Origin of the sequence: Donghicola mangrovi, assembly GCF_013377535.1 — a bacterium.
In the GTDB taxonomy this organism is placed as follows: domain Bacteria; phylum Pseudomonadota; class Alphaproteobacteria; order Rhodobacterales; family Rhodobacteraceae; genus Donghicola; species Donghicola mangrovi.
Window position 1 is genome coordinate 699284 of the sequence record NZ_JABCJE010000002.1, and the last position, 26206, is coordinate 725489.

24 protein-coding genes are annotated in these 26206 nt (G+C 62.0%); 10 read left to right on the forward strand and 14 right to left on the reverse strand.

The window, feature by feature from the left end; genetic code table 11:
* The first annotated feature begins 56 nt into the window (after nucleotides 1-56).
* Genes HJ536_RS07870 through HJ536_RS07880 form a run of 3 tightly spaced genes read left to right on the forward strand, consistent with a single transcriptional unit; the run spans nucleotide 57 to nucleotide 2984 of the window.
* A complete protein-coding gene (locus HJ536_RS07870; protein ID WP_177157286.1) occupies nucleotides 57-1100 on the forward strand; it encodes a pyridoxal-phosphate dependent enzyme in 1044 nt (347 codons plus the stop codon).
* Entirely contained in the window at nucleotides 1093-2259 is a 1167-nt protein-coding gene (locus tag HJ536_RS07875; RefSeq protein ID WP_177157287.1) for a M24 family metallopeptidase, read from the forward strand. The genes HJ536_RS07870 and HJ536_RS07875 overlap by 8 nt, the downstream gene beginning before the upstream one ends.
* Nucleotides 2256-2984, forward strand: a complete 729-nt coding sequence (locus HJ536_RS07880; RefSeq protein ID WP_177157288.1) for a maleate cis-trans isomerase family protein — start codon at nucleotides 2256-2258, stop codon at nucleotides 2982-2984. Before HJ536_RS07875 ends, HJ536_RS07880 begins: the two co-directional genes overlap by 4 nt.
* Here the strand turns inward: HJ536_RS07880 and HJ536_RS07885 are convergent.
* Nucleotides 2970-3416 carry a PACE efflux transporter gene (locus HJ536_RS07885; protein WP_177157289.1) on the reverse strand — a complete coding sequence of 149 codons (447 nt, stop codon included), beginning with the start codon at nucleotides 3414-3416 and terminating at the stop codon, nucleotides 2970-2972. The two genes, HJ536_RS07880 and HJ536_RS07885, sit on opposite strands and share 15 nt — an antisense overlap.
* A 230-nt stretch (nucleotides 3417-3646) precedes the next feature.
* Between HJ536_RS07885 and HJ536_RS07890 the strand changes: the two genes are divergently transcribed.
* Nucleotides 3647-4660, forward strand: coding sequence for a TRAP transporter substrate-binding protein (locus HJ536_RS07890; protein WP_177157290.1), 1014 nt, complete (start codon nucleotides 3647-3649; stop codon nucleotides 4658-4660).
* Nucleotides 4661-4812: 152 nt separating this feature from the next.
* Nucleotides 4813-5559 carry a FadR/GntR family transcriptional regulator gene (locus HJ536_RS07895; protein WP_177157291.1) on the forward strand — a complete coding sequence of 249 codons (747 nt, stop codon included), beginning with the start codon at nucleotides 4813-4815 and terminating at the stop codon, nucleotides 5557-5559.
* Here the strand turns inward: HJ536_RS07895 and HJ536_RS07900 are convergent.
* Genes HJ536_RS07900 through HJ536_RS07910 form a run of 3 tightly spaced genes read right to left on the reverse strand, consistent with a single transcriptional unit; the run spans nucleotide 5556 to nucleotide 8542 of the window.
* On the reverse strand, nucleotides 5556-6308 hold the full coding sequence (locus tag HJ536_RS07900; RefSeq protein ID WP_177157292.1) for an ABC transporter ATP-binding protein: 753 nt from the start codon (nucleotides 6306-6308) through the stop codon (nucleotides 5556-5558). The genes HJ536_RS07895 and HJ536_RS07900 overlap by 4 nt on opposite strands.
* Nucleotides 6302-7366 (reverse strand): FecCD family ABC transporter permease, encoded by a 1065-nt coding sequence (locus HJ536_RS07905; protein WP_177157293.1) that lies wholly within the window; start codon nucleotides 7364-7366, stop codon nucleotides 6302-6304. Before HJ536_RS07905 ends, HJ536_RS07900 begins: the two co-directional genes overlap by 7 nt.
* A gap of 51 nt (nucleotides 7367-7417) precedes the next feature.
* A complete protein-coding gene (locus HJ536_RS07910; protein ID WP_177157294.1) occupies nucleotides 7418-8542 on the reverse strand; it encodes an ABC transporter substrate-binding protein in 1125 nt (374 codons plus the stop codon).
* A 127-nt stretch (nucleotides 8543-8669) separates the two neighbouring features.
* On the opposite strand from HJ536_RS07910, the gene HJ536_RS07915 reads away from it, so the two are divergent.
* Nucleotides 8670-9440, forward strand: coding sequence for a class I SAM-dependent methyltransferase (locus tag HJ536_RS07915; RefSeq protein WP_177157295.1), 771 nt, complete (start codon nucleotides 8670-8672; stop codon nucleotides 9438-9440).
* 86 nt (nucleotides 9441-9526) lie between these two features.
* A complete protein-coding gene (locus HJ536_RS07920) occupies nucleotides 9527-9886 on the forward strand; it encodes a hypothetical protein (protein ID WP_177157296.1) in 360 nt (119 codons plus the stop codon).
* 39 nt (nucleotides 9887-9925) lie between these two features.
* Here the strand turns inward: HJ536_RS07920 and HJ536_RS07925 are convergent, their stop codons facing one another.
* The 3 genes from HJ536_RS07925 to ectA are packed head-to-tail and all read right to left on the reverse strand — an operon-like array spanning nucleotide 9926 to nucleotide 12204.
* Nucleotides 9926-10318 carry an ectoine synthase gene (locus HJ536_RS07925; protein WP_177157297.1) on the reverse strand — a complete coding sequence of 131 codons (393 nt, stop codon included), beginning with the start codon at nucleotides 10316-10318 and terminating at the stop codon, nucleotides 9926-9928.
* Nucleotides 10319-10323: 5 nt separating this feature from the next.
* A complete protein-coding gene (ectB, locus tag HJ536_RS07930) occupies nucleotides 10324-11610 on the reverse strand; it encodes a diaminobutyrate--2-oxoglutarate transaminase (RefSeq protein WP_177157298.1) in 1287 nt (428 codons plus the stop codon).
* A gap of 42 nt (nucleotides 11611-11652) precedes the next feature.
* Nucleotides 11653-12204, reverse strand: a complete 552-nt coding sequence (gene ectA / locus HJ536_RS07935; protein ID WP_177157299.1) for a diaminobutyrate acetyltransferase — start codon at nucleotides 12202-12204, stop codon at nucleotides 11653-11655.
* Nucleotides 12205-12419: 215 nt separating this feature from the next.
* Here ectA and HJ536_RS07940 point away from each other — a divergent pair, with 215 nt between their 5' ends.
* Both HJ536_RS07940 and HJ536_RS07945 read left to right on the forward strand, forming a co-directional pair.
* A complete protein-coding gene (locus HJ536_RS07940; RefSeq protein WP_177157300.1) occupies nucleotides 12420-12920 on the forward strand; it encodes a MarR family winged helix-turn-helix transcriptional regulator in 501 nt (166 codons plus the stop codon).
* Between the two features lie 295 nt (nucleotides 12921-13215).
* Nucleotides 13216-17889 (forward strand): glycoside hydrolase family 9 protein, encoded by a 4674-nt coding sequence (locus HJ536_RS07945; protein ID WP_177157301.1) that lies wholly within the window; start codon nucleotides 13216-13218, stop codon nucleotides 17887-17889.
* Between the two features lie 87 nt (nucleotides 17890-17976).
* Here the strand turns inward: HJ536_RS07945 and HJ536_RS07950 are convergent, their stop codons facing one another.
* The 3 genes from HJ536_RS07950 to HJ536_RS07960 form a co-directional block, all read right to left on the reverse strand.
* Nucleotides 17977-19611, reverse strand: coding sequence for an acyl-CoA synthetase (locus HJ536_RS07950; protein WP_176855347.1), 1635 nt, complete (start codon nucleotides 19609-19611; stop codon nucleotides 17977-17979).
* A 3-nt stretch (nucleotides 19612-19614) separates the two neighbouring features.
* The gene (locus HJ536_RS07955; protein WP_177157302.1) at nucleotides 19615-20415 is read right to left on the reverse strand and encodes an enoyl-CoA hydratase; all 801 of its coding nucleotides are present in this window, start codon (nucleotides 20413-20415) and stop codon (nucleotides 19615-19617) included.
* Nucleotides 20416-20608: 193 nt separating this feature from the next.
* Complete coding sequence (locus tag HJ536_RS07960) at nucleotides 20609-20974, reverse strand: hypothetical protein (protein ID WP_177157303.1); 366 nt, start codon at nucleotides 20972-20974, stop codon at nucleotides 20609-20611.
* A gap of 294 nt (nucleotides 20975-21268) precedes the next feature.
* Here HJ536_RS07960 and HJ536_RS07965 point away from each other — a divergent pair, with 294 nt between their 5' ends.
* The gene (locus HJ536_RS07965) at nucleotides 21269-23032 is read left to right on the forward strand and encodes a PHA/PHB synthase family protein (RefSeq protein ID WP_177157304.1); all 1764 of its coding nucleotides are present in this window, start codon (nucleotides 21269-21271) and stop codon (nucleotides 23030-23032) included.
* A gap of 30 nt (nucleotides 23033-23062) precedes the next feature.
* On the opposite strand, the gene HJ536_RS07970 is transcribed toward HJ536_RS07965, so the two are convergent.
* The 4 genes from HJ536_RS07970 to iolB all read right to left on the reverse strand — a co-directional run bounded on the left by HJ536_RS07970 (nucleotide 23063) and on the right by iolB (nucleotide 26150).
* Nucleotides 23063-23422, reverse strand: coding sequence for an SH3 domain-containing protein (locus HJ536_RS07970; RefSeq protein ID WP_177157305.1), 360 nt, complete (start codon nucleotides 23420-23422; stop codon nucleotides 23063-23065).
* Nucleotides 23423-23542: 120 nt separating this feature from the next.
* Nucleotides 23543-24109, reverse strand: a complete 567-nt coding sequence (locus HJ536_RS07975) for a hypothetical protein (RefSeq protein WP_177157306.1) — start codon at nucleotides 24107-24109, stop codon at nucleotides 23543-23545.
* Nucleotides 24110-24567: 458 nt separating this feature from the next.
* Nucleotides 24568-25359, reverse strand: coding sequence for a TIM barrel protein (locus tag HJ536_RS07980; RefSeq protein WP_228028663.1), 792 nt, complete (start codon nucleotides 25357-25359; stop codon nucleotides 24568-24570).
* The gene (iolB, locus tag HJ536_RS07985) at nucleotides 25356-26150 is read right to left on the reverse strand and encodes a 5-deoxy-glucuronate isomerase (protein ID WP_177157307.1); all 795 of its coding nucleotides are present in this window, start codon (nucleotides 26148-26150) and stop codon (nucleotides 25356-25358) included. The genes HJ536_RS07980 and iolB overlap by 4 nt, the downstream gene beginning before the upstream one ends.
* Nucleotides 26151-26206: the final 56 nt, after the last annotated feature.

Sequence of the window (26206 nt, forward strand, 5' to 3'; positions counted from 1 at the left end):
TGAAGTCATGGGGTATCCTCCCCTAGAGTGGCGGCAAACAGGCAGGACGGATTGGTATGCAGGATCAACTGAAGAACCCTTGGCGCGGCACAGGTTTGGCGCTGGACGCCCCCATGCCGATCGACAGTGCCGAAGGGGTCGGTGGCCTTCTTGCCCTATGCCCTGCGCATCAACCAACGCCCCTCTTGCAAATCCGCCAGCTTGCGAACCGTTTCGGCGTGTCCTTGGTAACGCTTAAGGATGAACGCGCCCGCATGGGTCTGGGCAGTTTCAAGGCCCTTGGCGCCGCCCACGCCATCGCCCGAGAGGCCGCCGCCACAGGTCAGGACGATCTGCACACCGCGTTGGCAGGCCGCACCTTTGTCACCGCCAGCGCAGGCAATCACGGCCTGTCCGTGGCAGCGGGGGCGCGGGTCTTTGGCGCGCGGGCGGTGATCTATCTGTCCGACACGGTGCCAGAGGCCTTTGCCCTGCGCCTGACAGGCATGGGCGCCGATGTGGTGCGCGCAGGGGCAGATTATGCCGCCAGCATGGACGCCGCCGCCAAGGCCGCCACCGACAACAACTGGACCCTTCTGTCCGACAGCTCTTGGCCCGGTTACACCGAGCCCGCTCTGCGCGTCATGGAAGGCTACACCCAGATGGCCGCCGAGATTGTCGCGCAGGTTGACGCCGTGCCCACTCATATCCTGCTTCAGGCCGGTGTGGGCGGTCTGGCCGCTGCGGTCGCTGCCCATCTGCGTATGGCGTGGGGCCAGTCCCCTCAGATCATCGTGTCCGAACCCGCCGCCGCCCCCGCCCTGATCGAAAGCATCCGCGCGGGCCAAGTCGTCGATACCACGGGGCCGGACTCTTGCATGGGCCGGCTCGACTGCAAGACCCCCTCGATGATCGCGCTGAACGGCTTGGCGCGGGACGCGGATCTGTTCGTCACCATCAGCGAAGAGGACGCCCGCACCGCCGCCGACACCCTGACCGATCTCGGCCTTGGCACCACCCCCTCTGGTGCCGGAGGGATCGCCGCCCTGTTCGCAGGCCTGACCCTGCCCGCCGATGCCCGCGTGCTGGCGATCCTGAGCGAAGGCCCCGAAAGTGCCTGACCGCTCGCTGGTCTTTCCCGCATCGGAATACCGCCAGCGCACCGCCCGCCTGCAAGAGCGCATGGCGCTGGCCGGACTGGACGCGCTGCTGCTGACCTCAGCGGCGGATGTGTTCTACGTCACCGGCTTTCTGACCCGCTTCTGGGAGAGCCCCGCGCGCCCGTGGTTTATCGTGGTGCCTGCTTCGGGCGATCCCGTTGCGGTCATCCCCGCCATCGGCGCGGACCTGATGCAGCGGACTTGGATCGCCGATATCCGCACTTGGCCCGCCCCGGTGCCGCAGGACGACGGGATCACCCTGCTGACCGATACGCTCGCCGCGATAACGCCGGAAAACGGCCAGATCGGCCTGCCCATGGGCCTTGAAACCCACCTGCGCATGCCGCTCGGGGACTACGAGGCCCTGCGCCGCGCCCTCTCCTCCCGCCAGTTTGTGGACGCGACCGACGTCGTCCAGCGGGTCCGGGAAATCAAGTCCGACGCCGAGGTTCAGAAAATCCGCGCCTCCTGCCAGATCGCCGACGCCGCCTATGCCCATGTCCCCGATTTCGCCGGCCAAGGTACGCCCTTGGATCAGGTGTTCCGCGACTTCCAGATCGCCCTGCTGGCGAACGGCGCGGACTGGGTCAGCTATGTGGCGGGCGGCGCAGGGCCGAACGGGTATGGCGATGTCATCTCGCCCGCCGCGCCCACGCCGTTAGCCTGCGGGGATATCCTGATGCTGGACACCGGTTCGGTCAAAGACGGCTATTTCTGTGATTTCGACCGGAATTTCGCGATTGGGTCGGCCTCGGACATCGCCAAGCGCGCCCATCACGCCCTCTGGCACGCGACCGAGGATGCGCTGAACACCCTGCGCCCCGGCCACCGCGCCTGCGACGTGCACCGCCTGCTGACCGAAGGGATCACCCGCCACGGCGGCACCCCCACAGGCGGGCGCTTGGGCCATGGCTTGGGGATCACGCTGACCGAATGGCCCTCCTTTACGCCGCTGGACCAGACCGAGCTGCGCGCCGGCATGGTCCTGACGCTGGAACCCGGCTGCGCCACCGAAAACGGCCGCATGATCGTGCACGAGGAAAACCTGCTGCTGACCGAAACGGGGCCAATCCTGCTGTCCCGCCGCGCACCATGCGACCTGCCAGATATCACCCGATGACCGCCTTTCCCTACACCCTGCAAGAGGACCCGCGCCCCGCGATGGGCCTTGTGGTGCTGCAAGTCGACGAGACGATCGAACAGGATTTTCGCCAGCTTTTCGCGCCAAAGGCCTGCCGCCTGCACATCACCCGCGTGCCTTCGGGGGCGGAACTGACGCCTGACACAATCGCCACCATGGCCACCGCCCTGGCCGCCGCCGCCGCGCTCTTGCCGCGCGAGGCCGCGTTGCGCGTCGTGGGGTACGCCTGCACTTCTGGCACCACTCTGATCGGGACGGACCGCGTTCAAAGCCTGATCACATCGGTCCTTCCAACGGGGGCCGTCACCAACCCGCTGGCCGCCGCCCTTCACGCCTGCCGCACGCTGAACCTGACGCGGATCGGCATCGTGTCCCCCTATATCCCGACCGTGGCCGAACCCATCCGGAACGCGTTTGAACAGGGCGGCCTGACCGTGCCCGAAACCATCTCCTTTGGAGAAGAGATCGAGGCCCGCGTCGCCCGCATCGCCCCTACATCGATCGCCGAGGCCGCCCGCACACTGGCCGCGCGCAACCAATTGGACGGGATCTTCCTGTCCTGCACGAACCTGCGGACCTTGGGCATCATCCCCGAGCTAGAGGCAGATTTGGGCCTGCCGGTCCTGAGTTCCAATCAGGTTCTGGCGTGGCACATGGCGCAACTGGCGGGCGTGCCAATGTCCTGCGGATCACTGACCGCCTGAGCTGCCGTCCTCAGAGGCCCATTCCGCCAATGGAAACAGCCGGTCATAACCCCAGTTAAAGAAGAACGCGTAGACCACGTAAAACGCGGAAAACGACATATCCATCAGCGTCGCCTGCCACAGGCCCACATCCAGATACCACGCGATAAAAGGCATTAGAACCGTCAGCAAACCGGCCTCGAACAGGCAGGCATGCAGAACCCGCACCCAAGGGCGTTTCAGCGTCGTTCCGGTCAGTCGCTGTAACGCACGGTCGAACATGTGGTTGTATACGAAATTCCAGACCATCGCGATGACGGCACTGACCACGCTGACGACCCCGATGTGATCCATCGGCATGTCGAACACCGCGGCCCCTAGCGGGATCACCAGCAATAGCGCCAGAATTTCAAAGGATAGCGCGTGACGGATGCGGTCCGATGTGCTGCGCATAGCGACCTCTGGGTCGATGCCGGGTCGTCCCGGCATTCTGCCATTACGGGGAGGTCGTCCTCACTGGCTCGCATATCCCAGAATTGACCTGTTGGTTCAAGAGGTCTGGCGTCCGCCATCCCCAGCGGATTGTCTGGCAAAATGCGCAACTATTGCCGGATTGTCTGGCAATATGTGAAATGCGTGTTAGGCTACCCCCGAGGAAAGCGATTCAATCGGGAGGAGAATGGATGTCTTTCAAATTTGTGGCGACCGTGTCGGCCTTGGCGCTGGCTGCCAATATTGCCAGTGCCGAAACCAGAACCCTGCGGATTCAAACCCACCAAGCGCCAGAGTCCGTCTCGGGTAAAATGGTGCAGGACTTTGTCGAGCAAGTGAACGCCATGTCCGGCGGCGCGTTGCAGATCGAAATGTACTATAGCTCCGCGGTCGTTGCCTCGGCCGAGACGTTCTCGGCGGCGGCTGACGGCATTCTGGACTGCGACATGACCAACGGCAGCTACCAGACCGGCAAAAATGCCGCATTCCAGTTCGTTTCGGACACCATGGGCGGCTACAACACCCCGCTGGAATGGCACGCTTGGGTCAAGTTCGGTGGCGGCAAAGACATCATCAACCAGCTCTATGAACAGAACGGGATGCACTTTGTCGGGACCTATCTGGGGGGACAGGAGTCGCTGAATTCGACCCGCCCGCTGGCCGGTATCGAAGACCTCAAGGGCTTCAAATTCCGCTCGCCTCCCGGCATGGAGTCCGAGATTTTCTCGGCCCTCGGCGCGACCCCGATCGTCATGGACTTTACCGAAATTTTCACCTCGCTCGAGACGGGGATCATCGACGGGGCCGATGCCTCGACGCTGGCGAACAACGTTGGCCTCGGTATCTATGATATTGCAAAACATACCACTTTCCCCGGCTTCCATTCGATGTCGGCGGACCATCTGGCCTGTAGCACCGATGTGTGGAACAGCCTTGATGACCAGCAAAAAGCGATCATCAACAGCGCCATGGACAGTCTGGCGCTGAAGCTGATGGCGATGACCCTGGTGAACAACGGCGAGGCATTGGCCGCCCTGCCCGAAAAGGGCGTGACCATCTATGACTGGTCCCCCGAAGATCGCGCGACCTTCCGCAAGGCCGCGATTGGCCGCTGGGACGAATGGGCCACCCGTTCCCCCGAAGCCGCCGGTCTGGTCGAAAGCCACAAGGCGTTCCTGAAGCGGATCGGTCTTAGCGAAAACTAAGCCGCCGCCTCTGTCCGGGGGCGTTTGCTGAGGCGCCTCCGGACCCCTAGACATTTTGGCAAATGCCATGACCTTGCGGCCCCGCCATGTTTGGGGGAAACTGCCAGACAAAATACGGAAGACGACCTTCCGGTTTCCGGAACAGGGTGCCGATGCTGACCTCGATTATCCAGACGCCGCGCTACCGCCTCGTGGCGGACCAGATTGCCGAACATATCCGTGCGGGCGATTTGCCTCCGGGCTCGAAGATGCCCGCGGACAAGGATCTGGTGGCGCAATTGGGGGTCAGCCGGACAACCGTGCGCGAGGCGATGATCGCCCTTGAATTGCTGGGATATGTGGTGACGCGCTTTGGCGCGGGGGCCTATGTGGCCAACATCATTCCTGCCGCGCCGATCGACACAGGCCTGCCCGGTTTCTTTGAACTGGTCGAGGCGCGCTATGTGATCGAGCCCGAGATCGCCGCAGCCGCAGCCCCCGTGATTTCCGATACCGACATCGCCCATCTGGAGGCCTGCATCGACGGGATGTGTAACGCCAAGCTGTCCCCCGCTCAGATCGAGGCGCAGGATTGCGAGTTCCACATGACCATCGCCCGCAGCACTGGAAATTCGGTATTCGTTCAAATCGTCAATGATTTCTGGCGGGCGCGGATGCGGTTCCCCGAATGGACCCGCGTGAATAACCGCCAGACGGCCGCGCAGATCGCGCGCTTTGCCAGCGACGAGCACCGCCCCATTGTCGAGGCATTGCGAACCGGTGACGCCGCCCTTGCCCGCCACGCGATGCAGCAGCACTGTCTGAATTCGGGCAAGCACATGCACGACCGTTGGCGCGACCAAGAAGGCGAGGCCGAGCAGCCCCTACCCCGCATCTTGCGCGAAGCGAGCGGCGCCTAGGCCGCTGCGCCGTCCACGATCATCATCGGACAGCCCCGTGAGCATGCCTCGACCCGCGCATCGACCCCGTATAGCTGGCGGATCAGGCTGGGGGTCAGAACCTCGAGCGTCGGGCCAGAGGCGACCACTTGGCCGCCCGCCACGGCGATGGTTGTGGTGCAGGTCCGCATGACTTGGTTCAAGTCGTGCAGCGCCAGAATGGCCACCGCCCCCGTTTCGGCCACGTAGTCGCGCAGAGCGTCGATCACCTCGTGCTGGCGGAACAGGTCCAGCGCAGAGGTCGGTTCGTCCATCAGCAGCACTTTGGGGCGGGACACCAGCGTTTGGGCCATGGACACCAGTTGCCGTTGCCCTCCGGACAGTTCGGCCAGTTGCCGCCCCGCGAGATCGGCGATTTGCAGACGGGTCAGGACGGATTGCACGGCCTCTAGTTCCTCGGTCCGCAGGGACCAGCCGCCTTGCCCTTGTTTGAGGGCCAGAATGATGGACTCGTATACGGTCAGCGCTGCGTTCATGCCCGTGTCCTGCGGCATATACCGCAGGTCCGACAGATCCGCGCCGCCAAAGATCACGCGCCCACCGCCCCCGAGTTGCCCCGCGATCCGGCGGAACAAGGTGGATTTCCCAGCCGCATTCGGGCCGACCAGGGCCGTCAGCGTGCCCCCGGAAATCGGCGGGACCGTCGCGCTGTAGTAGATGATTTTGCGACCATAGCGGGCCTCGACCCGGTCCAGTTCCAGCGTCACCATTGGCGTCTCCCGTGGGTGAAAATCAGCGTGGCAAAGAAGGGCACTCCGACAAGGGCGGTGATGATCCCGATGGGCAGGACGGCGCCGGGCAGGATCGCCTTGGACAGAACCGAGGTCGCGGACAGGATCAGCGCGCCGGACAGGATCGAGCCGGGCAAGAAGAACCGCTGGTCCTCTCCGAGCAGGAGCCGCGCGATGTGGGGGCCGACGATGCCGATGAACCCGATGGTCCCGACAAAGGACACCGGAACCGCCGCCAACAGGGACACCAACAGCAGCGTTTCAAGCCGCAATCGCCGGACGGGCACACCCATGGCGGCGGCGCGGACCTCTCCCAACCGGATCGCGGTCAGGGCCCACGCGCGGCGGGCGAACAAGGGCGTGCAGACCGCCAGGATCAGGGCGGTGACGGCGACTTTGCCCCATGTGGCTTTGGTCAGGCTGCCCATGGTCCAGAACACCACAGCGGCCAGCGCCTGTTCGGATGCGAAATACTGAAGCAATGCCAGCGCCGCGTTAAAGGTAAACACCAGCGCGATGCCTAACAGAACAATGGTCTCGGTGGTCACGCCGCGCATCCCCGACAGGGCAAAGATCAAGAGCGCGGCCACCATCGCCATAGCAAAGGCATTGATCGGCACCATCAGAGCCAGCGCCGCGGGCACCAGCGCGACCCCCAGCACCATGGCCAAGGCCGCGCCGAAACTGGCCGCCGCCGACAGGCCCAAGGTAAACGGGCTGGCCAAAGGGTTCGCCAAGATTGTCTGCATCTGCGCCCCCGCCAGCGACAGGCACCCACCCACGGTCACCGCCAGCAATGCAATCGGCATCCGGATATCCCAGACCACCACGCGCATTTGCAGCGCGGCCTCGGACGGGAAAAGGACCGTGCGGACCACATCCGGCAGAGCATAGCGCGCTGGCCCCAGCGACACGTCGATCGCCACGGACAGGCACAGCAGCACCGTCAGCCCCGAAAGAACAAACAGGCGCCGCAACACGAGGCGGTGATAGGAAAAGGCGCTCTCGCGCGGCATCGGCTGTGTCAGATCGGACATGGCATCCTCTTGGCGCAAAATGGGTCGGGGCGGCGCACCGCCCCCGACCGCTTAGTTCAGCGAAACCCAGTAGCCCGGGCGGTAGTCGATGGGCAGGAAACGCGCGTGCAGTTCCTTGAGCGTGGCTTCGGGGTCCAGATCGGCGAAAAGCTCTGGGTGGATCCATTTCGCCAGCTGCTGCACCGCCACAAAGCTGTAGGGGTTGTTGTAGAACTGGTGCCAGATCGCGTGAACATTGCCGGTCTCGTTGGCCTTGATGCCGGTAAAGGCGGGGCGGGTCATCAGGTTCGCAAGCTTCTTGCGAGCTGCGTCCATATCCGCGCCGGGGGCCACGCCGACCCAGTTGCCACCGGGAACGTAAGCCTCCCAGTTGCCGCCGGTGACGACCACGATATCGGGGTTCGAGGCGATGATTTGCTCGGCGTTCACGGTGCCAAAGGTACCGGGGATGAACTCGGTCGCCATGTTCTTGCCGCCTGCGATCTCGACCATCTGGCCAAAGTTCGCGCCGCCAAAGGACATGCAGCAATCCTCGGAATAGCCGCCTGCGCGTTCCACGAACACCAGCGGGCGCTGCAGATCGGTTTGGGCGTTGATCACGTCGGTGACCTTGGCCAACTCCCCATTGAAGAAGGTGTTGAACTCGGCGGCGCGGTCCTCTTCACCATAAAGCTGACCGATGATCTCCATCGACTGAGCGGTGTGGGCAAAGGGGTCCTCGCGGAAGTCCACGTAGACGATCGGAATGCCCACGGCGGCCAGTTTTTCCTCGTAGCCGGCCTCGTCGGTGGCAGCCTTGGCCTCGAGGTTCAGGATCATCACATCGGGGTTCAGCGCGACGGCCTGCTCGATGTCAAAGGTGCCTTCTTTGAAGCCGCCAAATGCGGGCAGATCGGCCACCTGCGGGAACTTCTCGGCATAGGCGGCATAGCTGTCGGGATCGGCCTGAATGAAGTCATCGCGCCAGCCCACCACGCGGGCAAAAGGGTTCTGCGGTTCAAGCACAGCGGTAAAGAAGGACTGCCGCCCCTCGCCCAAGATCACGCGCTGAACGGGGGTGTCCACCTGCACCTGACGGCCGGTGATATCGGTGACCGTTACAACCTCTGCCAAAGCCGGAGTGACAGCGGACAGGGCCACAGCGCCCGCCCCCAGCAGCATCGAAAAATGGTTCATCTCGTCCTCGTGTTTACTTGACGGGGCCCGTATCGGATTCTTTATTGTTTTAGTCAAGATTAATTTCCGAGTTGTTTTGTCGGAATTATCAGGGTAGCTGAGCGCCACCAACCCCGAAGGGCCTGACATGAGTGAAACTGCGCATTTTCAATCCAATAGAGGGATTCGCGACGACATCCGCGACTACTGGTCCGATCGCGCCGCGGGGTTCGACCTGGACCCCGGGCACAAGATTTCCGATGGTGCAGAGGCCCGCGCTTGGGCTGATCTGCTGGAGCGGCATCTGGGGGCGGCAAGGGATCGGACCCTGTTGGACTTGGCCTCGGGCACGGGGGAAATCGCGATGCTGTGCCATCGGGCGGGCTATCGCGTGACGGGTTTGGACTGGTCGGAACCGATGCTCGCGCTGGCCCGTGCCAAGGCGATAGCGGCTGGGGCAGCGATCGAATTTCTGCAGGCCGACGCCGAGCGTATTCCCCTGCGGAGCGACAGCCGCGATGTGATCATCACGCGGCATCTGGTGTGGACGCTGGTTGATCCGGCCGCGGCCTTTGCCGAATGGTTCAGGGTGCTGAAACCGGGGGGACAAGTGCTAATCGTGGACGGGGATTTCGTAACCAAGGGCTGGCTGGCCCGCCTGTTGGCGCGCCTGTCCCCGCCCAAGAGCGGCGCGATGGCCGCGCGCCACACCGAAATCCTGTCGCAGGTCCACTTTTCCGGCGGAGCGCGGGCCAAGGACGTGGCGACCCTGCTAGAACTGGCAGGATTTACCGACATCACCATCAACACGGACCTGCGGGCGATCCACCGCGCTCAGGCACGGCAGTTGGGGCTGCGTAAATCCCTGCTCCGTCGGTCCGAGCACCGCTATGCCGTCAGTGCCCGCAAACCTGCTTAACGCGTGATTTCCGTTGACAGGTTTCGTCCTTGGGTGGATCACCAAACTGGGCTGACACGGGGCCCGTCTCGGCAAAGGGGGTTCGCATGGTTCGGAAACTGACAGCTTTGGCTCTGCTGTTGGCAGCGTGTGGCACACCGGAATACCGCGCGGAACGCAGCCTGTGCGAGGCCGAGTGGGCGGTCAAAATCCCGCCCGTCTACGTCAAGGAAATCTACAACGAGACCCGCACCCGCGAAGTCCCGACGGGCCAAAGCATCTGCGAGCCCGTCAAGAAATCCAAGAAAATGGTCTGTCAGGATGTGATGCGGACCGAAACCTATACCGTCCCCGCCCTGCGCACGGTGGACCGGAACGAAGGCCGCCGCAACATCCAGATCCGTGCCTGCGCCATCGCAGCGTGCCAGCAGAAATTCGGGAATGCCGAGTGTAAGCTGCCGGAATAGGGCAACGAAAAGCGGCCCCGCATTTGGGGGCCGCTCTGATTATTCGACGGGTTCGGCGGGGGCATAGGACCCGTCCGCGCGGTGCACCTCGGTCCCTGTGACCGGCGGGTTAAAGCAGCAGGCCATGTGCAGCTCTTCTTCGGCGCGCAGGATGTGCTGGTCGTGCAGGTTCAGGGCATACATGACACCCGGCTTGATCCGGTGGGTCTGCCCCGTGGCGATATCGGTGATCGAGCCCGTGCCCTTCATGCAGTAGACGCTTTCGAAATGGTGCTTGTAGTGGAACGTATGCTCGGACCCCGCCTCCAGTACTGTGATGTGGAACGAAAAGCCCATTCCGTCATCGGCCAGCAGCATCCGGGTCGAGGTCCACTGGGCATCGGAAACCTCTCGGCCCGTGCCCTTTAGCTCATTGAAATCACGTACAATCATATCGTTTACTCCGCTGCCAGCTTGACGTTGCCGCGCACCGCATAGGCCGCACGCTCCAGTATCGCGAACCCTTCGGCAAAGAGGTCGTCAGAGGTTGTCAGCGGGGCCAGAACCTTGACCACCTCGTCGTTCGGGCCCGAGGTTTCGATGACCAGACCGTTCTCGTAGGCGTGGCCGCAGATCGCCGAGGCCAGCTCGCCCGAGCCAACGTCCACCCCCTGCATCAGCCCGCGCCCTTTGACATAGGCACCGGGGATCAGGTTCGCGACGCTTTGCAGGCCGTCACGGATCAGGTTTTCCTTGCGGGTCAGGTCATCCTCGAACGCGCTATCGGCCCAGAATTTCTCGATCGCGACCCGAGCGGTGACAAAGGCGTGGGTGTTGCCGCGGAAGGTCCCGTTATGCTCGGCGGGGCCGAACACGTCATGCTGCGGACGGACCAGCATGAGGGCCATGGGCAGGCCAAACCCGGACACCGATTTCGCCATGGTCACGATGTCGGGCTGCACGCCCATCTTCTCAAAGGAAAAGAAGGTGCCCGTGCGGCCACATCCGGCCTGAATGTCGTCGATGATCAGCAAGGCCCCGTGTTTATGGGCGATGGTCTGCATCTTTTGCACCCACGCGGCAGAGGCCGGGTTCAGGCCGCCCTCGCCTTGGACGGTCTCGAACAGGATCGCAGCGGGGGCGTCGATCCCGCCAGAGGGGTCAGACAGCATCTGATCCAGCAGGGCCGCACTGTCCACACCATCGGCATAGCCATAGAACGGCATTCGGGTGACGCCCGCCTTGTCCATCCCCGCGCCGCCACGGTGATAGCCGTTTCCGGTCGCTGCCAAGGCGCCCATGGTCACGCCGTGAAACCCGTTGGTAAAGGCGATGATGTTGGTGCGGCCGGTCACTTTGCGGGCTAGCTTCATCGCGGCCTCGACCGCGTTTGCGCCTGTGGGGCCGGTGAACATGACACGATGATCCATGCCGCGCGGGCGCAGGATATGATCGGTCAGGGCGTTCAGAAACCCCTCTTTGGCGCTGGTGTGCAGGTCGAGCCCGTGGGCGATCCCGTCACCAGCGATATGTTCAATCAGGGCGGCCTTCATATCGGGGTCGTTGTGGCCATAGTTCAACGAGGAACACCCAGCCAGAAAGTCGATAAACCGGTCGCCATCGGCGGTGAAAAGTTCGGAGCCTCGGGCCTCGGTGAACGAGGCAGGGAAAGCGCGGCAATAGGACCGTGCCCCGCTCTCGCGGCGGTCATAGATCGAGCGGTCTTGGGCCATGTCTTTGGGCATGGGGGACGTCCTTTCGGAAAATTCGGAAATGTGGGGGTTTGGTCAGGCGGCGCGCGCCAGAGCGGACGACGCGGCAGGCAGCGTGATCGACACCATGTGTTCGGTGTCTGCGGCCCCGCAAAAGTGGTCGTCTCGGGTGAAATGCGGCGCGTGGGTTAACGTGCCGCCGACCTCTCGGGCCAGGCTGCGGAACAGCGCCCAAGAAGCCTGATTGGAATGGGTGATGGTGGTTTTCAGAACCTGCGCGTCGGCGGTGGCATCCCTCGCCAGCAGGTCGCGCAACATTGCCTTGCCAAGCCCCATGCCACGGGCGGCGGGGCTGACAGCGACTTGCCACACGAAGAACGCCTCCGAGTTGGGGATCATGTGGCCGGAAATCCAGCCAACGACCTGTCCGTCCATCTCGGCCAGAACGCAGGTTTCGCGGAAGTGATCCGCCTGGATCAGGTTCGCATAGCGGGAATTTTCATCCAGAGGGCGACAGTTGCGCACAAGCTCCCAGATACGGGCCCCATCGGTTGCGTCCGGCATACGCAGCAGGGGCTGACGCGTTCGGGTGGGGCTTGTGTCGGCTAGGGTCGCTGTGTCTGGCATAGGCTCGCTCTTGGGCAATTTCGTTCGATCATCAAACTAACCCAGAGAAATTATTTTTCAACCGTCTAAGTAATTTTATTTCCCTGGCGCCATAATTTACCAGTCTAAAGGCATTTACTACGATAAATTTCGAGATCATTTGCTTAGCCAACCGAATATATCACCAAAGCCCTTCATACATTGAAGCATCTTCACCCCCGTGGCATACTCCGCCCATGACCGACGCCCCCAGAGACCGCACCGACCAAAGCCTGATCGCCCTGCGCCGCATTTTGCGCGCGACGGAGCTCTATTCCCGTGATCTGGCCCAGTCCGCCGGTCTGACGCCTGCCCAACTCCGCGTTCTGCAGATCACCGCTGCGCGCGATGGCAGTGCCACGCCCAAGGCGCTAGCGACCCAGATGGGGGTATCTCAGGCCACGGTGACCTCGTTGCTGGACAGGCTCGAGGCGCGGGGACTGGCGAAACGGGAACGCTCGGAAACCGACCGACGGCAGATGAACGTGCTGCTGACCCAATCGGGCCGGAACGCTGTCAGCACGGCGCCGGATGCACTCCAACAACGATATGTTTCAGCCTTTGAAAAGCTGAAGGATTGGGAGCAAGCACAACTTCTGGCCTCTTTGGAACGGGTCGCAGAAATGCTGAACGCGGATGACATGGATGCCTCGCCCGTCCTGACCACCGGCGAGATCAAAGGGCCGACAGGCACCTGAAGCCCCCGCCCTAACACGTTCTGAAAACACAGCTTTTAGAAACAAAGCCCAAAGCGAAACCCAAACTTACGGGTTTCGCAAAACGGTTTCGCATAACTGTTACCCAGCACCGCAAAAATATCCGCGACCGATCATTCAAGGTTTTGTGAGCGATTGCCGCAGGTGCTAAAACAACCCCAGATAGTACCAGAATCATAAACATTCCCGCGAACCACTCGTCCGGGGCCCATCGGGCACCCGTGCGGCGAAGCTGTGTCTTTTGCCGTCTCGTGCCCGGCTGAACAGAGGATTAACGATGACGACCTATATCGACGTGGCCCTGGGGACCACTGCTGCGCAATTGCAGACCATGATCGACAACGCCGCCGAGGACACCACCTTTGTTCTGCAGGCGGGCAGCTACACCTTTGACCGCACGGTCACCATCGACCGCAGCAACATCTCTTTGATCGGTCAGGGCGAAGGCGAAACGATCATCAACGTCACCAGCGCCATCGGGTCCGATCCGGCCATCGTTCTGGGGCTCGAGCTGTACAAAACCGACATCGAGGATACGGACGATCTGGCGGTTGCGGCCTCGGCCGGGGATACCTCGATCACGGTGGCCTCGGGGCACAGCATTCAGGTCGGCGACTACATCTATATTCAGGCCGAGAACACCTCGGCTTACTTTGCCGAAATCGGCGACACCCAGTGGAAGAAAAGCAACCCCCTGCGCACCATCATGGTCGAGGTCACTTCGGTTGACGGCGACACCATCGGGTTCGACACGCCCCTGACCTTTGATTTCGACCCCGACATCACCACTGTCCAGACCCGCAACCTGATCGAGGGCAACACCCTGTCGGGCTTTACCATGGTCGGGCCCTACGGCGATGCCGATCCGGGGTCGTTCACCAACAGCACCGGTCAGGGCCAGACCATGATCATGGTCGGCGGTACCGCGGGCGCAACGCTGACCAACATCACGATCGAGGACGGCATCAGCCACGGCATCACCTTTGCGGGCAGCATCGACGTGACGCTGGACGACTTCACCATGGACGGCACCCTGAACAAGGGCGACAGCGGCAACGGCTATGCAGTGTGGATCCGTGACGTCTATGAAAGTGAATTCACCGATCTGACCATCACCGACACCCGCCACGCGGTGCTGTTTGCCAGCTACACCACGGCCAGCAACAACTACGTGCAGGTCACCTATACGAACCGGGACATCAACTTCCACGGGGGCCGAGACCAGTACAACACCGTCGTCGTCGACGAGATGGTCCGCGACGAGACCGAGCAAGGCTATTTGGGTTGGGCGACCTTCTTTAACGAAGGGGAAAGCTATGGCGCGCCCACGGACCCGACCACGAACTCGATCACCTTTGGCACACTGGTCGCCTCCAGCAAAGGGGACGAGGCCTATGCCCGTGACACCGGCGCGCAGATGTGGATGGTCGGCGGCAATGACACCGCCCATGGCGGCGCGGGCGACGACTATATCAACGGCGGCACCGGCAATGACGTGATCTATGGCTCGGACGGCCAGGACACGATCAACGGCGACAGCTCGACCGATACGCTGATCCTCGAGGGGTCTTTGGCGGACTATGCGATCAGCGCGAACGGCACCGACCTGTACCTGACCCACGCGGGCGGGCGCACTTTGGTCCGCAACGTCGAGGAGTTCGTTTTCACCGACGCGACGCTGGATGACGACGACCTGTTCGACATGGCCACGGTCGAGGCCAACCCCGACACCGCAGCCGAGCCGACCCTGCCCTATCTGGACAGCACCTCGACCGGCGATGACACCGTGTCTACCGGCACCGACACCACCGCACCGGACACCCTGCCGACCTTCACTTGGCGTCAGGGCACCGTATGGAACGGCGGCTTCACCACCTATATCGACATCGAAAACACCTCTGGCACGGTGATGGAGGACTTCCGCATCGTGATCACCGATCCCACCTTCACCGTGTCGAACATCTGGGGCGCGACCTATAGCGTTCAGGCGGATGGCAGTCTGGTGATTTCGGGCTCTGGCTATAGCCTTGATGTGGCTGCGGGCGGGTCCGTGTCTATCGGCTTTAACGGCAAAGGCACTGTCCCCGCCGAGGACACCGTGGCCTATGGCGCGGTGATTGACGGCACCACCTATATGATCGGCGAAGAGACCACCGACGCCGAGGATACCGTGACGGGCGACACCGGCTCTGACACGGTTTCTACGGGGGATGATACTGTCACGACCGGAGATGATACGGTTACCACTGGGGACGATACCGTTTCGACCGGTGATGACACTGTGACAACCGGCGACGATACCGTCTCGACCGGTGATGACACCGTGACAACCGGCGACGATACCGTGACGACCGGAGATGATACCGTTTCAACAGGCGATGACACCGTCAGCACAGGAGACGACACTGTCTCTACCGGCGACGACACCGTTACGACGGGCGACGATACGATCACCTCTGGGGACGACACAGTCTCGACGGGTGATGACACAGTGACCACCGGCGACGACACGGTCACCACGGGTGATGACACCGTCGATGGCGGCACGGACACCGATACCTCGATCGACCTGCCCACCATCGTCTGGCGTCAGGGCAACGTCTGGAGCTCGGGTTTCACCACCTATCTCGACATCACCAACACCACTGACCAGATCGTCCAGAACGTCGAGATCCGCATCAGCAACCCGACCTTCACCGTCTCCAGCACTTGGGGCGCGGCTTATTACACCGATACCAACGGCGATCTAGTGATCACCGGCAATGGCTATGGCACCAACCTGAACCCCGGCCAGACGGTCTCGATCGGGTTCAATGGCAAAGGCACCGTCCCCGCCGAAAGCACCATCACCTATGCCGCCGTAATCGACGGTATCCGCTATGTACTGGGAGAGGACACCGCGACCGACACCGGCAACGATACCGTGACCACGGGCGATGACACAATCACCGCCGGGGACGACACTGTGGGCACCGGCGAAGATACCGTCAGCACCGGTGATGACACTGTGGCGGGCGGCGACGATACGCTGACCACTGGCGATGACACCCTGACCACCGGAGACGACACCATCACCACGGGCGATGACACCGTCTCGGATGGTGAGGACACGATCACCACAGGCGACGACACCGTCGCCGTGAACCTGCCCGACGTGAGCTTCACCATCACCAACAGCTGGGGCAACGGCTTTAACGGGGACATCACCGTCACCAACGACACCGACGAGACTGTGACGGCCTTCTCGCTGCTGGTGTCTGATGCAGGCTTCACCGTCCGCAACGCTTGGGGCGCGACCTACACCAACGAAGGCGACGGGGACGTGCTGTTCGACGCCGCCGACTGGACGCTGAACCTGAAGGCGGGCGAGAGCAAAACCTTTGGCTTCACGGCCGATGGCACCGTTCCCACGAACGGCCTGACCCTGACCATCGAAGTGGACGGCGAAACCGAAACAACGGGCACCACCGACACCGGCACCGATACGACCACGGATACCGGCACGGACACGGGCACGGACACCTCGACCGATACTGGGACCGACACCGGCACCACCGATGTGGACGCGGACACCAGCGACAACACCGGATCGCCCTTCGATGTGTCGGATTACGAAGACGTCCTCGATATGTCGATGGACTTCTATTACGCGCAGTATTCGGGCGAATTGCCCGACGACTACCCGATCGAGTGGCGCGGCGACAGCGCCCTGACCGATGGCGCGGATGTGGGCGTGGACCTGACGGGCGGCTGGTACGACGCGGGCGACCATGTGAAGTTCGGCTTCCCCATGGCCTATACCGCGACGATGCTGGCATGGGGCGCCTCTGACTATTCCGAGGGTTACGAGGCCGCCGGCGCCCAAGAGGACATCCTGAACCATCTGGAATGGGTCACGGACTACTTCCTGCGCTGCTATGACGACAACGGCACCGAGGACCTGAGCGACGATATCTTCTATGCCCAAGTCGGCGACGGCGACATCGACCACAGCTACTGGGGCGCGGCCGAAGACATGACCATGGAACGCCCGACCTATTACGTCACGGCGGACAATCCGGGCACCGAAGTCACGGCGGAAACCGCGGCGGCGCTGGCCTCTGCCTCGATCGTGTTCCGCGAGGCGGGCGAAACCGCCTACGCGGATCAGCTCTTGGAAACCGCCATCCAGCTCTATGACTTTGCCGAGACCTATCAGGGCACCTACACCAACGCCGTCACCGATGCGCGAAGCTTCTATAACAGCTATAGCGGTTATCAGGACGAGCTGTCCTGGGGCGCGGCATGGCTCTATGAGGCGACCGGCGACGAAAGCTATCTGGACCTAGCAGAGAGCTACTATCCGGGCGGTTCGACCTATTGGGCGCTGGGTTGGGATGACAAATCCAACGGTGTGGCCATGCTGCTGGCCAGCGCGACGGGGGATGCAACCTACATCAACGATGTGGACGAACATCTTGATTACATGATGAATTCCCTGACCCGCACTCCAGGCACCGACACCAATGCCGGTCTGGCTTGGTTGGATAGCTGGGGCTCGAACCGCTATGCGGCGAACATGGCCTTCCTCGCGGTCGAGCGTGCCGATCTGGCCCAAGAGCTTGGCGATGACGACTATGCGGCAGAGCTGTTCGACTTTGCTTCGGACCAGATCGACTACATGCTGGGGGATAACCCGGACGGTCAAAGCTATGTCGTCGGTTTCGGTGATGACTACCCGCTGAACCCGCACCATCGCGGCGCCTCGGGCACCACGAACATCGGGGACAGCGCGGACAACGTCTATACCCTGACCGGTGCGCTGGTGGGTGGTCCGGACCAGTACGGCAACTACAACGACAGCCGCACTGACTATGTCCAGAACGAGGTCGCGACCGATTATAACGCGGGCTTCTCGGGGGCCTTGGCGGGCCTGATCACCGAGGGCCTCAGCGACAGTGGCTTGATCTAACGAAAAGGCCCGCGCCTCGGGATCGGGGCGCGGGCCAATGGGCGATGGGCAGGGCAGTGGACGAAACGTCCCTGCCCTGTTTTCGTATTATTCCGGCAGGTTCTTGGCCTCGTCCCGCAGGACGAATTTCTGGATCTTGCCGGTCGAGGTGCGCGGGATCTGCTGGAACACAAAGCGGCCGGGCACCTTGTAGTGGGCCAGATGCTCGCGGCACCATTGCTTCAGCGTGGCGGCGTCGGCCTCTTGCCCCTCGGCCAGTTCCACGAACGCACAGGGGGTCTCGCCCCATTTCTCGTGGGGCTTGGCGACCACGGCGCAGACTGCCACGGCGGGGTGGTTGTACAGAACCTCCTCGACCTCGATCGACGAGATATTCTCGCCGCCCGAAATGATGATGTCCTTGGAGCGGTCTTTCAGCTGCACATAGCCGTCAGGATGGATGACCCCCAGATCGCCCGAGTGGAACCAGCCCCCTTCGAAGGCTTCGGCGGTGGCCTCGGGGTTGCGGAAGTATCCCTTCATCACGACGTTGCCGCGGAACATGACCTCTCCCAGCGTTTCGCCGTCGCGGGGGACGGGCTGCATGGTTTCGGGGTCCATCACGTCCAGATTTTCCAGCGGCAAATAGCGGACACCCTGACGGGCCTTCAGGCGGGCTTGCTCGGTCGCGGGCAGATCGGACCAGCTGGCGTGCCAGTCGTTTACCACCGAGGGACCATAGGTTTCGGTCAGACCATAAAGGTGCGTCACCTCGAAACCGGCGGCCTTCATGTCAGCCAGCAGCTTTTCGGGCGGCGGGGCGGCGGCGGTGAAGAATTGGACGGTCGCCCCCAGCTCGCGCTTGACCGTCGCGGGGGCCGAGATCATCAGCGACATCACGATGGGCGCGCCGCACAGGTGCGTGACTCCTTCGTCAGCGAGCGCGTTCCAGATCGCGTCCGCACGGACCTGACGCAAGCACACATGGGTGCCGATGATCGCCGAAAGGGTCCAAGGGAAACACCAGCCGTTGCAGTGGAACATCGGCAGGGTCCACAAGTACACCGCGTGCTTGTTCATCGAGGTGGTCAGCGCATTGCCCTGCGCCAGCAGGTAGGCCCCGCGGTGGTGATAGACCACGCCCTTAGGATTGCCCGTGGTGCCAGAGGTATAGCTGATCGAGATCGCGTCCCACTCGTCCTCGGGGCGGAGCCAGTCGAACGCCGCATCGCCACCGGCGACGAATGCCTCGTAGTCCATTGCGTCCACTGCCACGCGGGGGCCGTCATACTCGGGATCGTCGTACTGGATCAGCACGGGCGAACATTTGGCCAGCGACAGAGCCTCTTGGATCAGAGGCATGAATTCTGCGTCCACGATCAGCATCTTGGTCAGCGCGTGGTCCAGCTGGAACGCGATGATCGCCGCATCGAGACGGGTGTTGATGGTGTGCAGCACCGCGCCGCTCATGGGGACGCCATAGTGGCTTTCCAGCATGGCGGGGGTGTTGGCCATCATCACCGAAACGGTGTCACCGCGCCCCATCCCTGCCCCTGCCAGCGCCGAAGCCAGTTGGCGCGAGCGGTCATAGAATTCCGCATAGGTCCGGCGCAGAGCCCCGTGGACGATCGCGGTGTGATCGGGAAAGACAGTCGCCGCACGCTCCAGAAAGCTGAGCGGGGTCAGCGGCTGGTGGTTTGCGGGGTTGCGGTCAAGGCCGATGGAAAAAGGGTTTTGTGTCATGGTCTACTTGTCCTGCCATTCCGGGGAGCGCTTCTGGATAAAGGCGCTGATCCCCTCTTCTGCGTCCTGCGCCATCATGTTCTCGACCATGACGGCGGCGGCGTATTCATAGGCCTCGGCCAAGGGCATTTCGCGCTGCGCATAGAACGCGCGCTTGCCCGTGGCGAGGGTCATGCTGGATTTCGACGCGATCTTGCGCGCCAGTTCCATGGTGGTTTCCGTCAGGGCCTCGGGCGGGACGGCACGGTTCACCAGCCCCATCTCGGCGGCGCGGGCAGCGGGGATCATGTCCCCGGCCAGCAGCATCTCCATCGCGTGTTTGGGGGCCACGTTGCGCGACAGCGCCACCATCGGGGTCGAGCAAAAGAGCCCGATATGCACCCCAGGTGTGCTGAATTTCGCCGTCTCGGCGGCAACGGCCAGATCGCAGGACGCGACCAGCTGGCAGCCCGCGGCGGTTGCGATGCCCGAAACCTCGGCGATGACGGGTTTGGGGCAGGCAACGATGGCCTGCATCACCCCTGCGCACATCCCCATGATTTTCGCGAAATAGGCGCGGCCACGGTCGGGCGCAGTGCGGGCGGCGGTCAGTTCCTTGAGGTCATGGCCCGCGCAGAACGCGGGGCCGTTCGCGGCCAGCACGATCACGCGAACCTCGGCGTCCTGCCCCGCGCTTCGCAGCAGGGCATCCAGATCGGCCAGCATCGCCTCGGACAGGGCATTGCGGCGCGACACATCATTCAAGGTCACGCGCAGAACGCCTTGGTCATCCCGATCCAGGATCAGTCTATTCTCAGATGGCACAGCTTTCCTCCTTCGCTGTGACGCTAAGGAAGGCAATTTCAGGCGCTCCGGCAAGAGATTTCGCCAGCGCCCCGCATGTGCCGTTACGTCGGTTTCAGGGCCAAGTCCTTGGGGGTTAAGTGTTAGCGCCAGACAAAAGGCGCCGCCCTGAGGGACCGCGCCTTTGCCATGTTCAAACCGGTGTCAACGCGGATCAATCCAGATCTGCGAACCCGTTACAGGCCGACAGACCGTCATCGCTCAGGGACTCGCACCATGCCAGATGGCCCTCGCCCAACTGCCACTCTTCGCCATCCTGCGAGAAGGTGACGCTGTCCTTGCCTTCTTTGGTCAGATCGCGGGTCAGGCTGAGGCCCGACACGAATTCCACGATCTTGGAGTTCACGTTCTCGCATTCGACGACAACGGCATCCATTTCGCAGCCTTCGCCGCCGTCCATCTCTGCAAAGCAGACATTCACAGCAGGCAACATGCCGCCGCTTTCAGCATAGTTATAGCAGCTGGCCGATGCGGCGCCCGCGCTCAGGATCAGACCCGCAGAAAGAAGAAAATACTTCAATTTTTCAACCTTATAGAACCAATGAGACTTACCGAGACAAAATTGACTCGTTACCGCGCCTTTATGCTGCAATTGCGGCAATTCCTCAACCTTGGCGGGCAGAAATGAGGGGCTGCCCGGGTCACGATTTCCTGCCCTGCCCGCATTGCGGCTAACCCTCCGCGCCATCACGAATTGGTGTAGCGCGGGTACGCCTTTGACCGAAATCAAAGCACGCGGCGACGCGCGCGCTAGGGTCCCCTGTGAAACGCGCGGCCCGATGGGCGCCGCGCACGGTAACGAAGGATCGGGTTCATGAAACAAGACCGCACCGCCCCCACCCCTGCCCCCGCAGAACCGCTGGACCAGCAGCTGGACCATCACCCCTATGCGGATCTGGACCGGATGGCGCGGGCGTTGTTGGCGCAGAACACCGGCGGGGTGTCGCCGTTCTCGATCTCTCAGGCGATCGGGGACTGGGCCCTGCACATGAGCCGCGCCCCCGGCCGCCAGATGGAACTGGCCGAACGGGCCGTGACCAACACGCTCAAGGTTCTGGCCGATGCGACCGGCACCAGCGACACTCCGCCGTTCAAGCCCATGCCCTATGACCACCGCTTTACCCATGCGGGCTGGGACCGGATGCCATTCCGTTTCTGGAAGCAGTCGTTTCTGGCCACGCAGGACTGGTGGAACCACGCCACCGACGAATTGCGCGGGCTCAGCCAAGCGGACTCGGATCGGGTGCGGTTCATGATGCGGCAGATGCTGGACATCGTCTCGCCCTCCAACATGCCCATCACCAACCCCGAGATCATCGAGCGCACCCTTGATTGCCACGGGCAGAACATCCTCGAAGGCGCGCGCCATCTGGCCGAGGATTTCGTCCAGACCCTGACCCAGCACCGCCCCGAAAGCCCCGAAGGGTTCCGCATCGGGCAGGACTTGGCCTGCACCCCCGGTCAGGTGGTCTACCGCAATGAGCTATTCGAACTGATCCAGTACACGCCCACCACGCCGCAGGTCCACGCCGAGCCCGTGCTGATCGTGCCCGCGTGGATCATGAAGTATTACATTCTGGACCTGACGCCCCAAAACTCGATGATCCGCTACTTGGTTGACCAAGGCTTTACCGTCTTTGCGATTTCGTGGTGTAACCCCGGTCAGGCGCAGGCCGAACTGACGCTGGAAAGCTACCGCAAGGACGGGGTCATGGCCGCGATCGAGGCGATCAGCACCATCGTGCCGGACCAGAAAATCCACGCGGCGGGCTATTGCCTTGGCGGGACGATCCTATCCATCGCCGCCGCCACCATGGCGCGGGACGAGGATGACCGCCTCGCCTCTGTCACCCTGTTGGCAGCGCAAACCGACTTCTCCGAGGCGGGGGAATTGCTGCTGTTCCTGGACGAGAGCCAAGTCGCCTTCCTCGAGGATCTCATGTGGGCCCAAGGCTATCTGGACCGCCCCCAGATGACCCGCGCCTTTGCCACCATTCGCGCCGAGGATCTGATCTATACCCGCGCAGTCAAACGCTATTGGCTCGGCAAAGAGGACCTGCCCTCGGACCTGACCGTATGGAACAATGACACCACGCGGATGCCGGCGCGGATGCACTCGGAATACCTGCGCGGGCTTTTCTTGGAGAACCGCCTGACCGCAGGCCGTTTCGCGGTCGAGGGGCGTGTGATCGCGCTCAAGGATATCTCGGTGCCGCTTTATGTGGTGGGGACCGAAAGCGATCACATCGCGCCGTGGAAATCGGTCTACAAAATCCGCCTGTTCACCGATTGCGATCTGACCTTTACGCTGACCAGTTCGGGGCATAACGGCGGGATCGTCAGCGAACCGGGCCACCCGCACCGCCACTATCGCACCGGCCACCGCGCCCCCGAGGCGCGTTACGTTGACCCCGACACTTGGCTGGCCGAGCACGCGCCGGCAGAAGGGTCGTGGTGGACCAACTGGGCCGATTGGCTGGCGGCGAAATCCTCGGGTCAGGGCCAGCCGCCTTCTATGGGCGCAGCGGACTATCCGCCGCTGGCACCGGCCCCCGGCACCTATATTTATCAGGAATAAGCCCACGGGATGCGGGCGGTCGGGACAGGGTCACAAGAACCCCTGACCGCCCATATCCACCAGTTCGATCCGTTCGCGCGGGATCCATCCGGCCAATGCGCCGTCCTGATGACGCACCCGCCACCAATCCCCCTCTTCGGGCTCTACATCAAAGATATCAGCGCCATAGAGACGCCCGATCACCGGCATTTCGTCTCCCGGCCCGCTGCGCACGCCGATATACCCCAAGCGGTCATCAATCATCGCGGTGAAAGAGGTCGGCAGAGCAAGCTCGGCCGGTTGATGGCGCTCGTAAAACGGGCTGTGGTCCGGCGTTTGCGCGCCGTTCGAAAACAGGGCGATCCCGCCCCAGATCACTGGCAACAGAGTAAACAGAGCGTATTTCTTCATCTCTGGCTCCTGTTGTTTAGCAAAGTCTTTGGTCAAAATAGTCTAGTCATATCACCCGGCATTGGGCCAACCGCCCATCGGGAAAGGGGGCCGCACGAACGCACGGCCACCCCGTTTTGATTAGAAGTTGCGCAGATCGTCGCCGATTACGGCTTTCATGGAGGAGCCAACGTTGCGCAGGACCTGGTCCCGCAGGCCCTTGGGCACCAGCACAACCGGCACGCCGGACGCGGTGGCAAAAGCGGTCGCAGGACCCTCGCCTAAATCGACTGCCATCTGTGCTCCACGTGCGGCAATCTCCAGCGTCTTGTTTTCCATGAAGCGGTGCTGAAAGGGTTTACGGCTTTTGTCGTGCAGTACGAGGAAGCGGTTGGTCTTGTCCGCCGACTGGCCATACTGGAAATCTGTGCCAACCGTAAAAGCGCAGAAATTCGCATCGCATTTCTGCTGCACCTTGCCCGCCATATCGGGCTGAACAAAAACCGAGGTGCCATCGGTCGCGGTCAGCTGGATGTATTTTTCCGAACGCGAGCTCCAGTTCTGTTGCCATTCGATGGTCTGAACACTGGCTGAATCATTCAACTGAGCGCGCGGGAAAGTGACAGTATCGCCCTTGTTGACCACGCCAGCGAAAGCGGCCGATGCTCCGGCTACAATTACAACTGCAGCCACAATCAGATTTCGCATTTGATGCTCCATTATTTGCAAAATTCAATATCTTAACAGGATCGCCAATCATCTGGCGCTCTCATATAGATATGAGTTGCATCAACGCAAAACGGAGGCATTCACAGCCTTGACAGCGCGGGCGATAAATCAACTTACAATTTAAAATCGCAAAGTTCGATTTGTTATTGTAAGAATGGAAAATTCCGAAATCTATCCTAAACGGTAATCCAACATGACATTTTCAATAATATTTTGTATCGCAAAATTTTTGAGCCAAAACCTCGCAGAAATACAACCTTGGGTTTATTTTCTCAAAACTTCGATGACAGCCTTCTATTTGTTAGTCACCACCGCGGGTGAGGTTTTCCATAACCATAAGCGAAGCGCCCTCGCCAACTTGTGAGAATCTCGAGACGAAAAAAGGGAGCATGCGCTCCCTTTCAACTCTGCTGCTCTGTCGGCCCCAACGGCCGGTCTCAGGCGCCTGCCTCGACCATCTGTTCGATATATTCGAAAGAAGCGCGGGCTTTGGCGGGACCCTCCGGCCCAAAGCGCCGCTCGGCGGTGCACTCAAAGGAAAACGCCCCCTCATACCCCGCCTCAAGGAACGCCGCGATTTGCGCCAGGTTCCCGCAGCGGTCATCGGCATCCACCCAGACCCGCTGCTTGTCTTGCGCATCATCGAGCGGCACGCTCGGATCGGAAATACCCGAAATATGCACCATGCGGGTAAAGTCAGGGAACAACTCCTGCTCGCCAGCGATGCAGTGCTGGAAGGTGTCGTGAACGATCCCGAACATCTGCGGATCAACCGCCTCGATCGCCCGAACCAACTCCGCCTTGCGCGGAACCGAGGATGTCACAAACCCGATCGGCTCGATCAGCGGCGTTACCTTGCGCCCCTTGAACAGCGGCACCAGCTCTCGCAATATATCCACCAGAGGCATCACCGTCCGGTCATCGACGCAGGGGATCAGACTAACGGTCTCTGCCCCGCTGGCCTCTGCCGCATCGGCCAAAGCCACAATCTGCTCGGCCCGCTCATCGTCCCAAACGTTGAACCCGTAAACTTCTGACAGACCCAAGAGCCGCAGCCCACGACCCTGTGCCATGGCCGCAGCCTCGGCCCCAGAAGCCCCGTCAAAGAACGGGCGCCCCAGATCATTCCGCGGCTCGACACCGACACAGCCCAAGCCCTGCGCCAGATCAAGAAACCCTTCGAAGGACAGTTCAGCACAGGTTTTCTGGTTCATCGCTCTGCGGATCAAAACAAGTGCTCCACTTCGGGCGCGGGAACGAAGCGCCACTTGCGCAGGGGGCCCGCCATGACGTTCAGGTAATACATCTCGAACCCATAGGGCGCACCGCAAGGGTGATGCCCACGGGGCACGCACACCACATCGCCATCTTTGACGGCCATGGTTTCGTCCAGCAGACCATCATCGGTGTAAACGCGCTGAATGCCAAAGCCATCTGCGGGGTTCAGACGATGATAGTAGGTTTCCTCTAGATAGGTGATCCGGGGAAAATCGTCTTCGTCATGACGATGGCTGGGGAAGGACGACCAGTGCCCCGCAGGCGTGAACACCTCGGTCACCAAGAGGCTGTCACAATAGTCCTCGTTCTCCATCGCGATGTTATTGATAAAGCGGGTGTTTACCCCTTCACCGCGCTGGGTCAGGGTGATCCCGTCCGGCCCGATCCGCCGCGCCTCATGGCCTCCCAAACCGGGGGCCGAGCACACGGCAATCACACAGTCCGTAGTTGCCTCGGCGGCCCATTCCTGCCCGTTCGGCACATAAAGGCAATGGGGCGGCGTCTTCTCGAACACGCTCATGCGCTCGCCCAATACCCCCCAGTCCTGACCGGCCGCGTTAAACGAGGCTTTCCCCTCGACCATCACCAGAATGACTTCGCGATCACCGGTGACCTCGGACACAGCCTCACCGGCCCGCAACCGATAGAGCGAGAACCCCACATACCGCCAGCCCGCGGATTCCGGAGTGATCTGATGCACCTTGCCATGGGTCCCAAAGGGTTTCTTCAATAGATCGGCCATTCCTCAATCCTTCCTGCCCGGGCGTCTTTTTGCCCAAATACTCCGGGGGAGGCCGT

What these genes read in the sequence shown, in the direction of transcription:
- HJ536_RS07870 (WP_177157286.1), top strand. Translation starts at nt 57, where the DNA reads ATGCAGGATCAACTGAAGAACCCTTGGCGCGGCACAGGTTTGGCGCTG.
- HJ536_RS07880 (WP_177157288.1), top strand. Translation starts at nt 2,256, where the DNA reads ATGACCGCCTTTCCCTACACCCTGCAAGAGGACCCGCGCCCCGCGATG.
- HJ536_RS07885 (WP_177157289.1), bottom strand. Translation starts at nt 3,416, where the DNA reads ATGCGCAGCACATCGGACCGCATCCGTCACGCGCTATCCTTTGAAATT.
- HJ536_RS07890 (WP_177157290.1), top strand. Translation starts at nt 3,647, where the DNA reads ATGTCTTTCAAATTTGTGGCGACCGTGTCGGCCTTGGCGCTGGCTGCC.
- HJ536_RS07895 (WP_177157291.1), top strand. Translation starts at nt 4,813, where the DNA reads ATGCTGACCTCGATTATCCAGACGCCGCGCTACCGCCTCGTGGCGGAC.
- HJ536_RS07900 (WP_177157292.1), bottom strand. Translation starts at nt 6,308, where the DNA reads ATGGTGACGCTGGAACTGGACCGGGTCGAGGCCCGCTATGGTCGCAAA.
- HJ536_RS07905 (WP_177157293.1), bottom strand. Translation starts at nt 7,366, where the DNA reads ATGTCCGATCTGACACAGCCGATGCCGCGCGAGAGCGCCTTTTCCTAT.
- HJ536_RS07910 (WP_177157294.1), bottom strand. Translation starts at nt 8,542, where the DNA reads ATGAACCATTTTTCGATGCTGCTGGGGGCGGGCGCTGTGGCCCTGTCC.
- HJ536_RS07915 (WP_177157295.1), top strand. Translation starts at nt 8,670, where the DNA reads ATGAGTGAAACTGCGCATTTTCAATCCAATAGAGGGATTCGCGACGAC.
- HJ536_RS07920 (WP_177157296.1), top strand. Translation starts at nt 9,527, where the DNA reads ATGGTTCGGAAACTGACAGCTTTGGCTCTGCTGTTGGCAGCGTGTGGC.
- HJ536_RS07925 (WP_177157297.1), bottom strand. Translation starts at nt 10,318, where the DNA reads ATGATTGTACGTGATTTCAATGAGCTAAAGGGCACGGGCCGAGAGGTT.
- ectB (WP_177157298.1), bottom strand. Translation starts at nt 11,610, where the DNA reads ATGCCCAAAGACATGGCCCAAGACCGCTCGATCTATGACCGCCGCGAG.
- ectA (WP_177157299.1), bottom strand. Translation starts at nt 12,204, where the DNA reads ATGCCAGACACAGCGACCCTAGCCGACACAAGCCCCACCCGAACGCGT.
- HJ536_RS07940 (WP_177157300.1), top strand. Translation starts at nt 12,420, where the DNA reads ATGACCGACGCCCCCAGAGACCGCACCGACCAAAGCCTGATCGCCCTG.
- HJ536_RS07945 (WP_177157301.1), top strand. Translation starts at nt 13,216, where the DNA reads ATGACGACCTATATCGACGTGGCCCTGGGGACCACTGCTGCGCAATTG.
- HJ536_RS07950 (WP_176855347.1), bottom strand. Translation starts at nt 19,611, where the DNA reads ATGACACAAAACCCTTTTTCCATCGGCCTTGACCGCAACCCCGCAAAC.
- HJ536_RS07965 (WP_177157304.1), top strand. Translation starts at nt 21,269, where the DNA reads ATGAAACAAGACCGCACCGCCCCCACCCCTGCCCCCGCAGAACCGCTG.
- HJ536_RS07970 (WP_177157305.1), bottom strand. Translation starts at nt 23,422, where the DNA reads ATGAAGAAATACGCTCTGTTTACTCTGTTGCCAGTGATCTGGGGCGGG.
- HJ536_RS07975 (WP_177157306.1), bottom strand. Translation starts at nt 24,109, where the DNA reads ATGCGAAATCTGATTGTGGCTGCAGTTGTAATTGTAGCCGGAGCATCG.
- iolB (WP_177157307.1), bottom strand. Translation starts at nt 26,150, where the DNA reads ATGGCCGATCTATTGAAGAAACCCTTTGGGACCCATGGCAAGGTGCAT.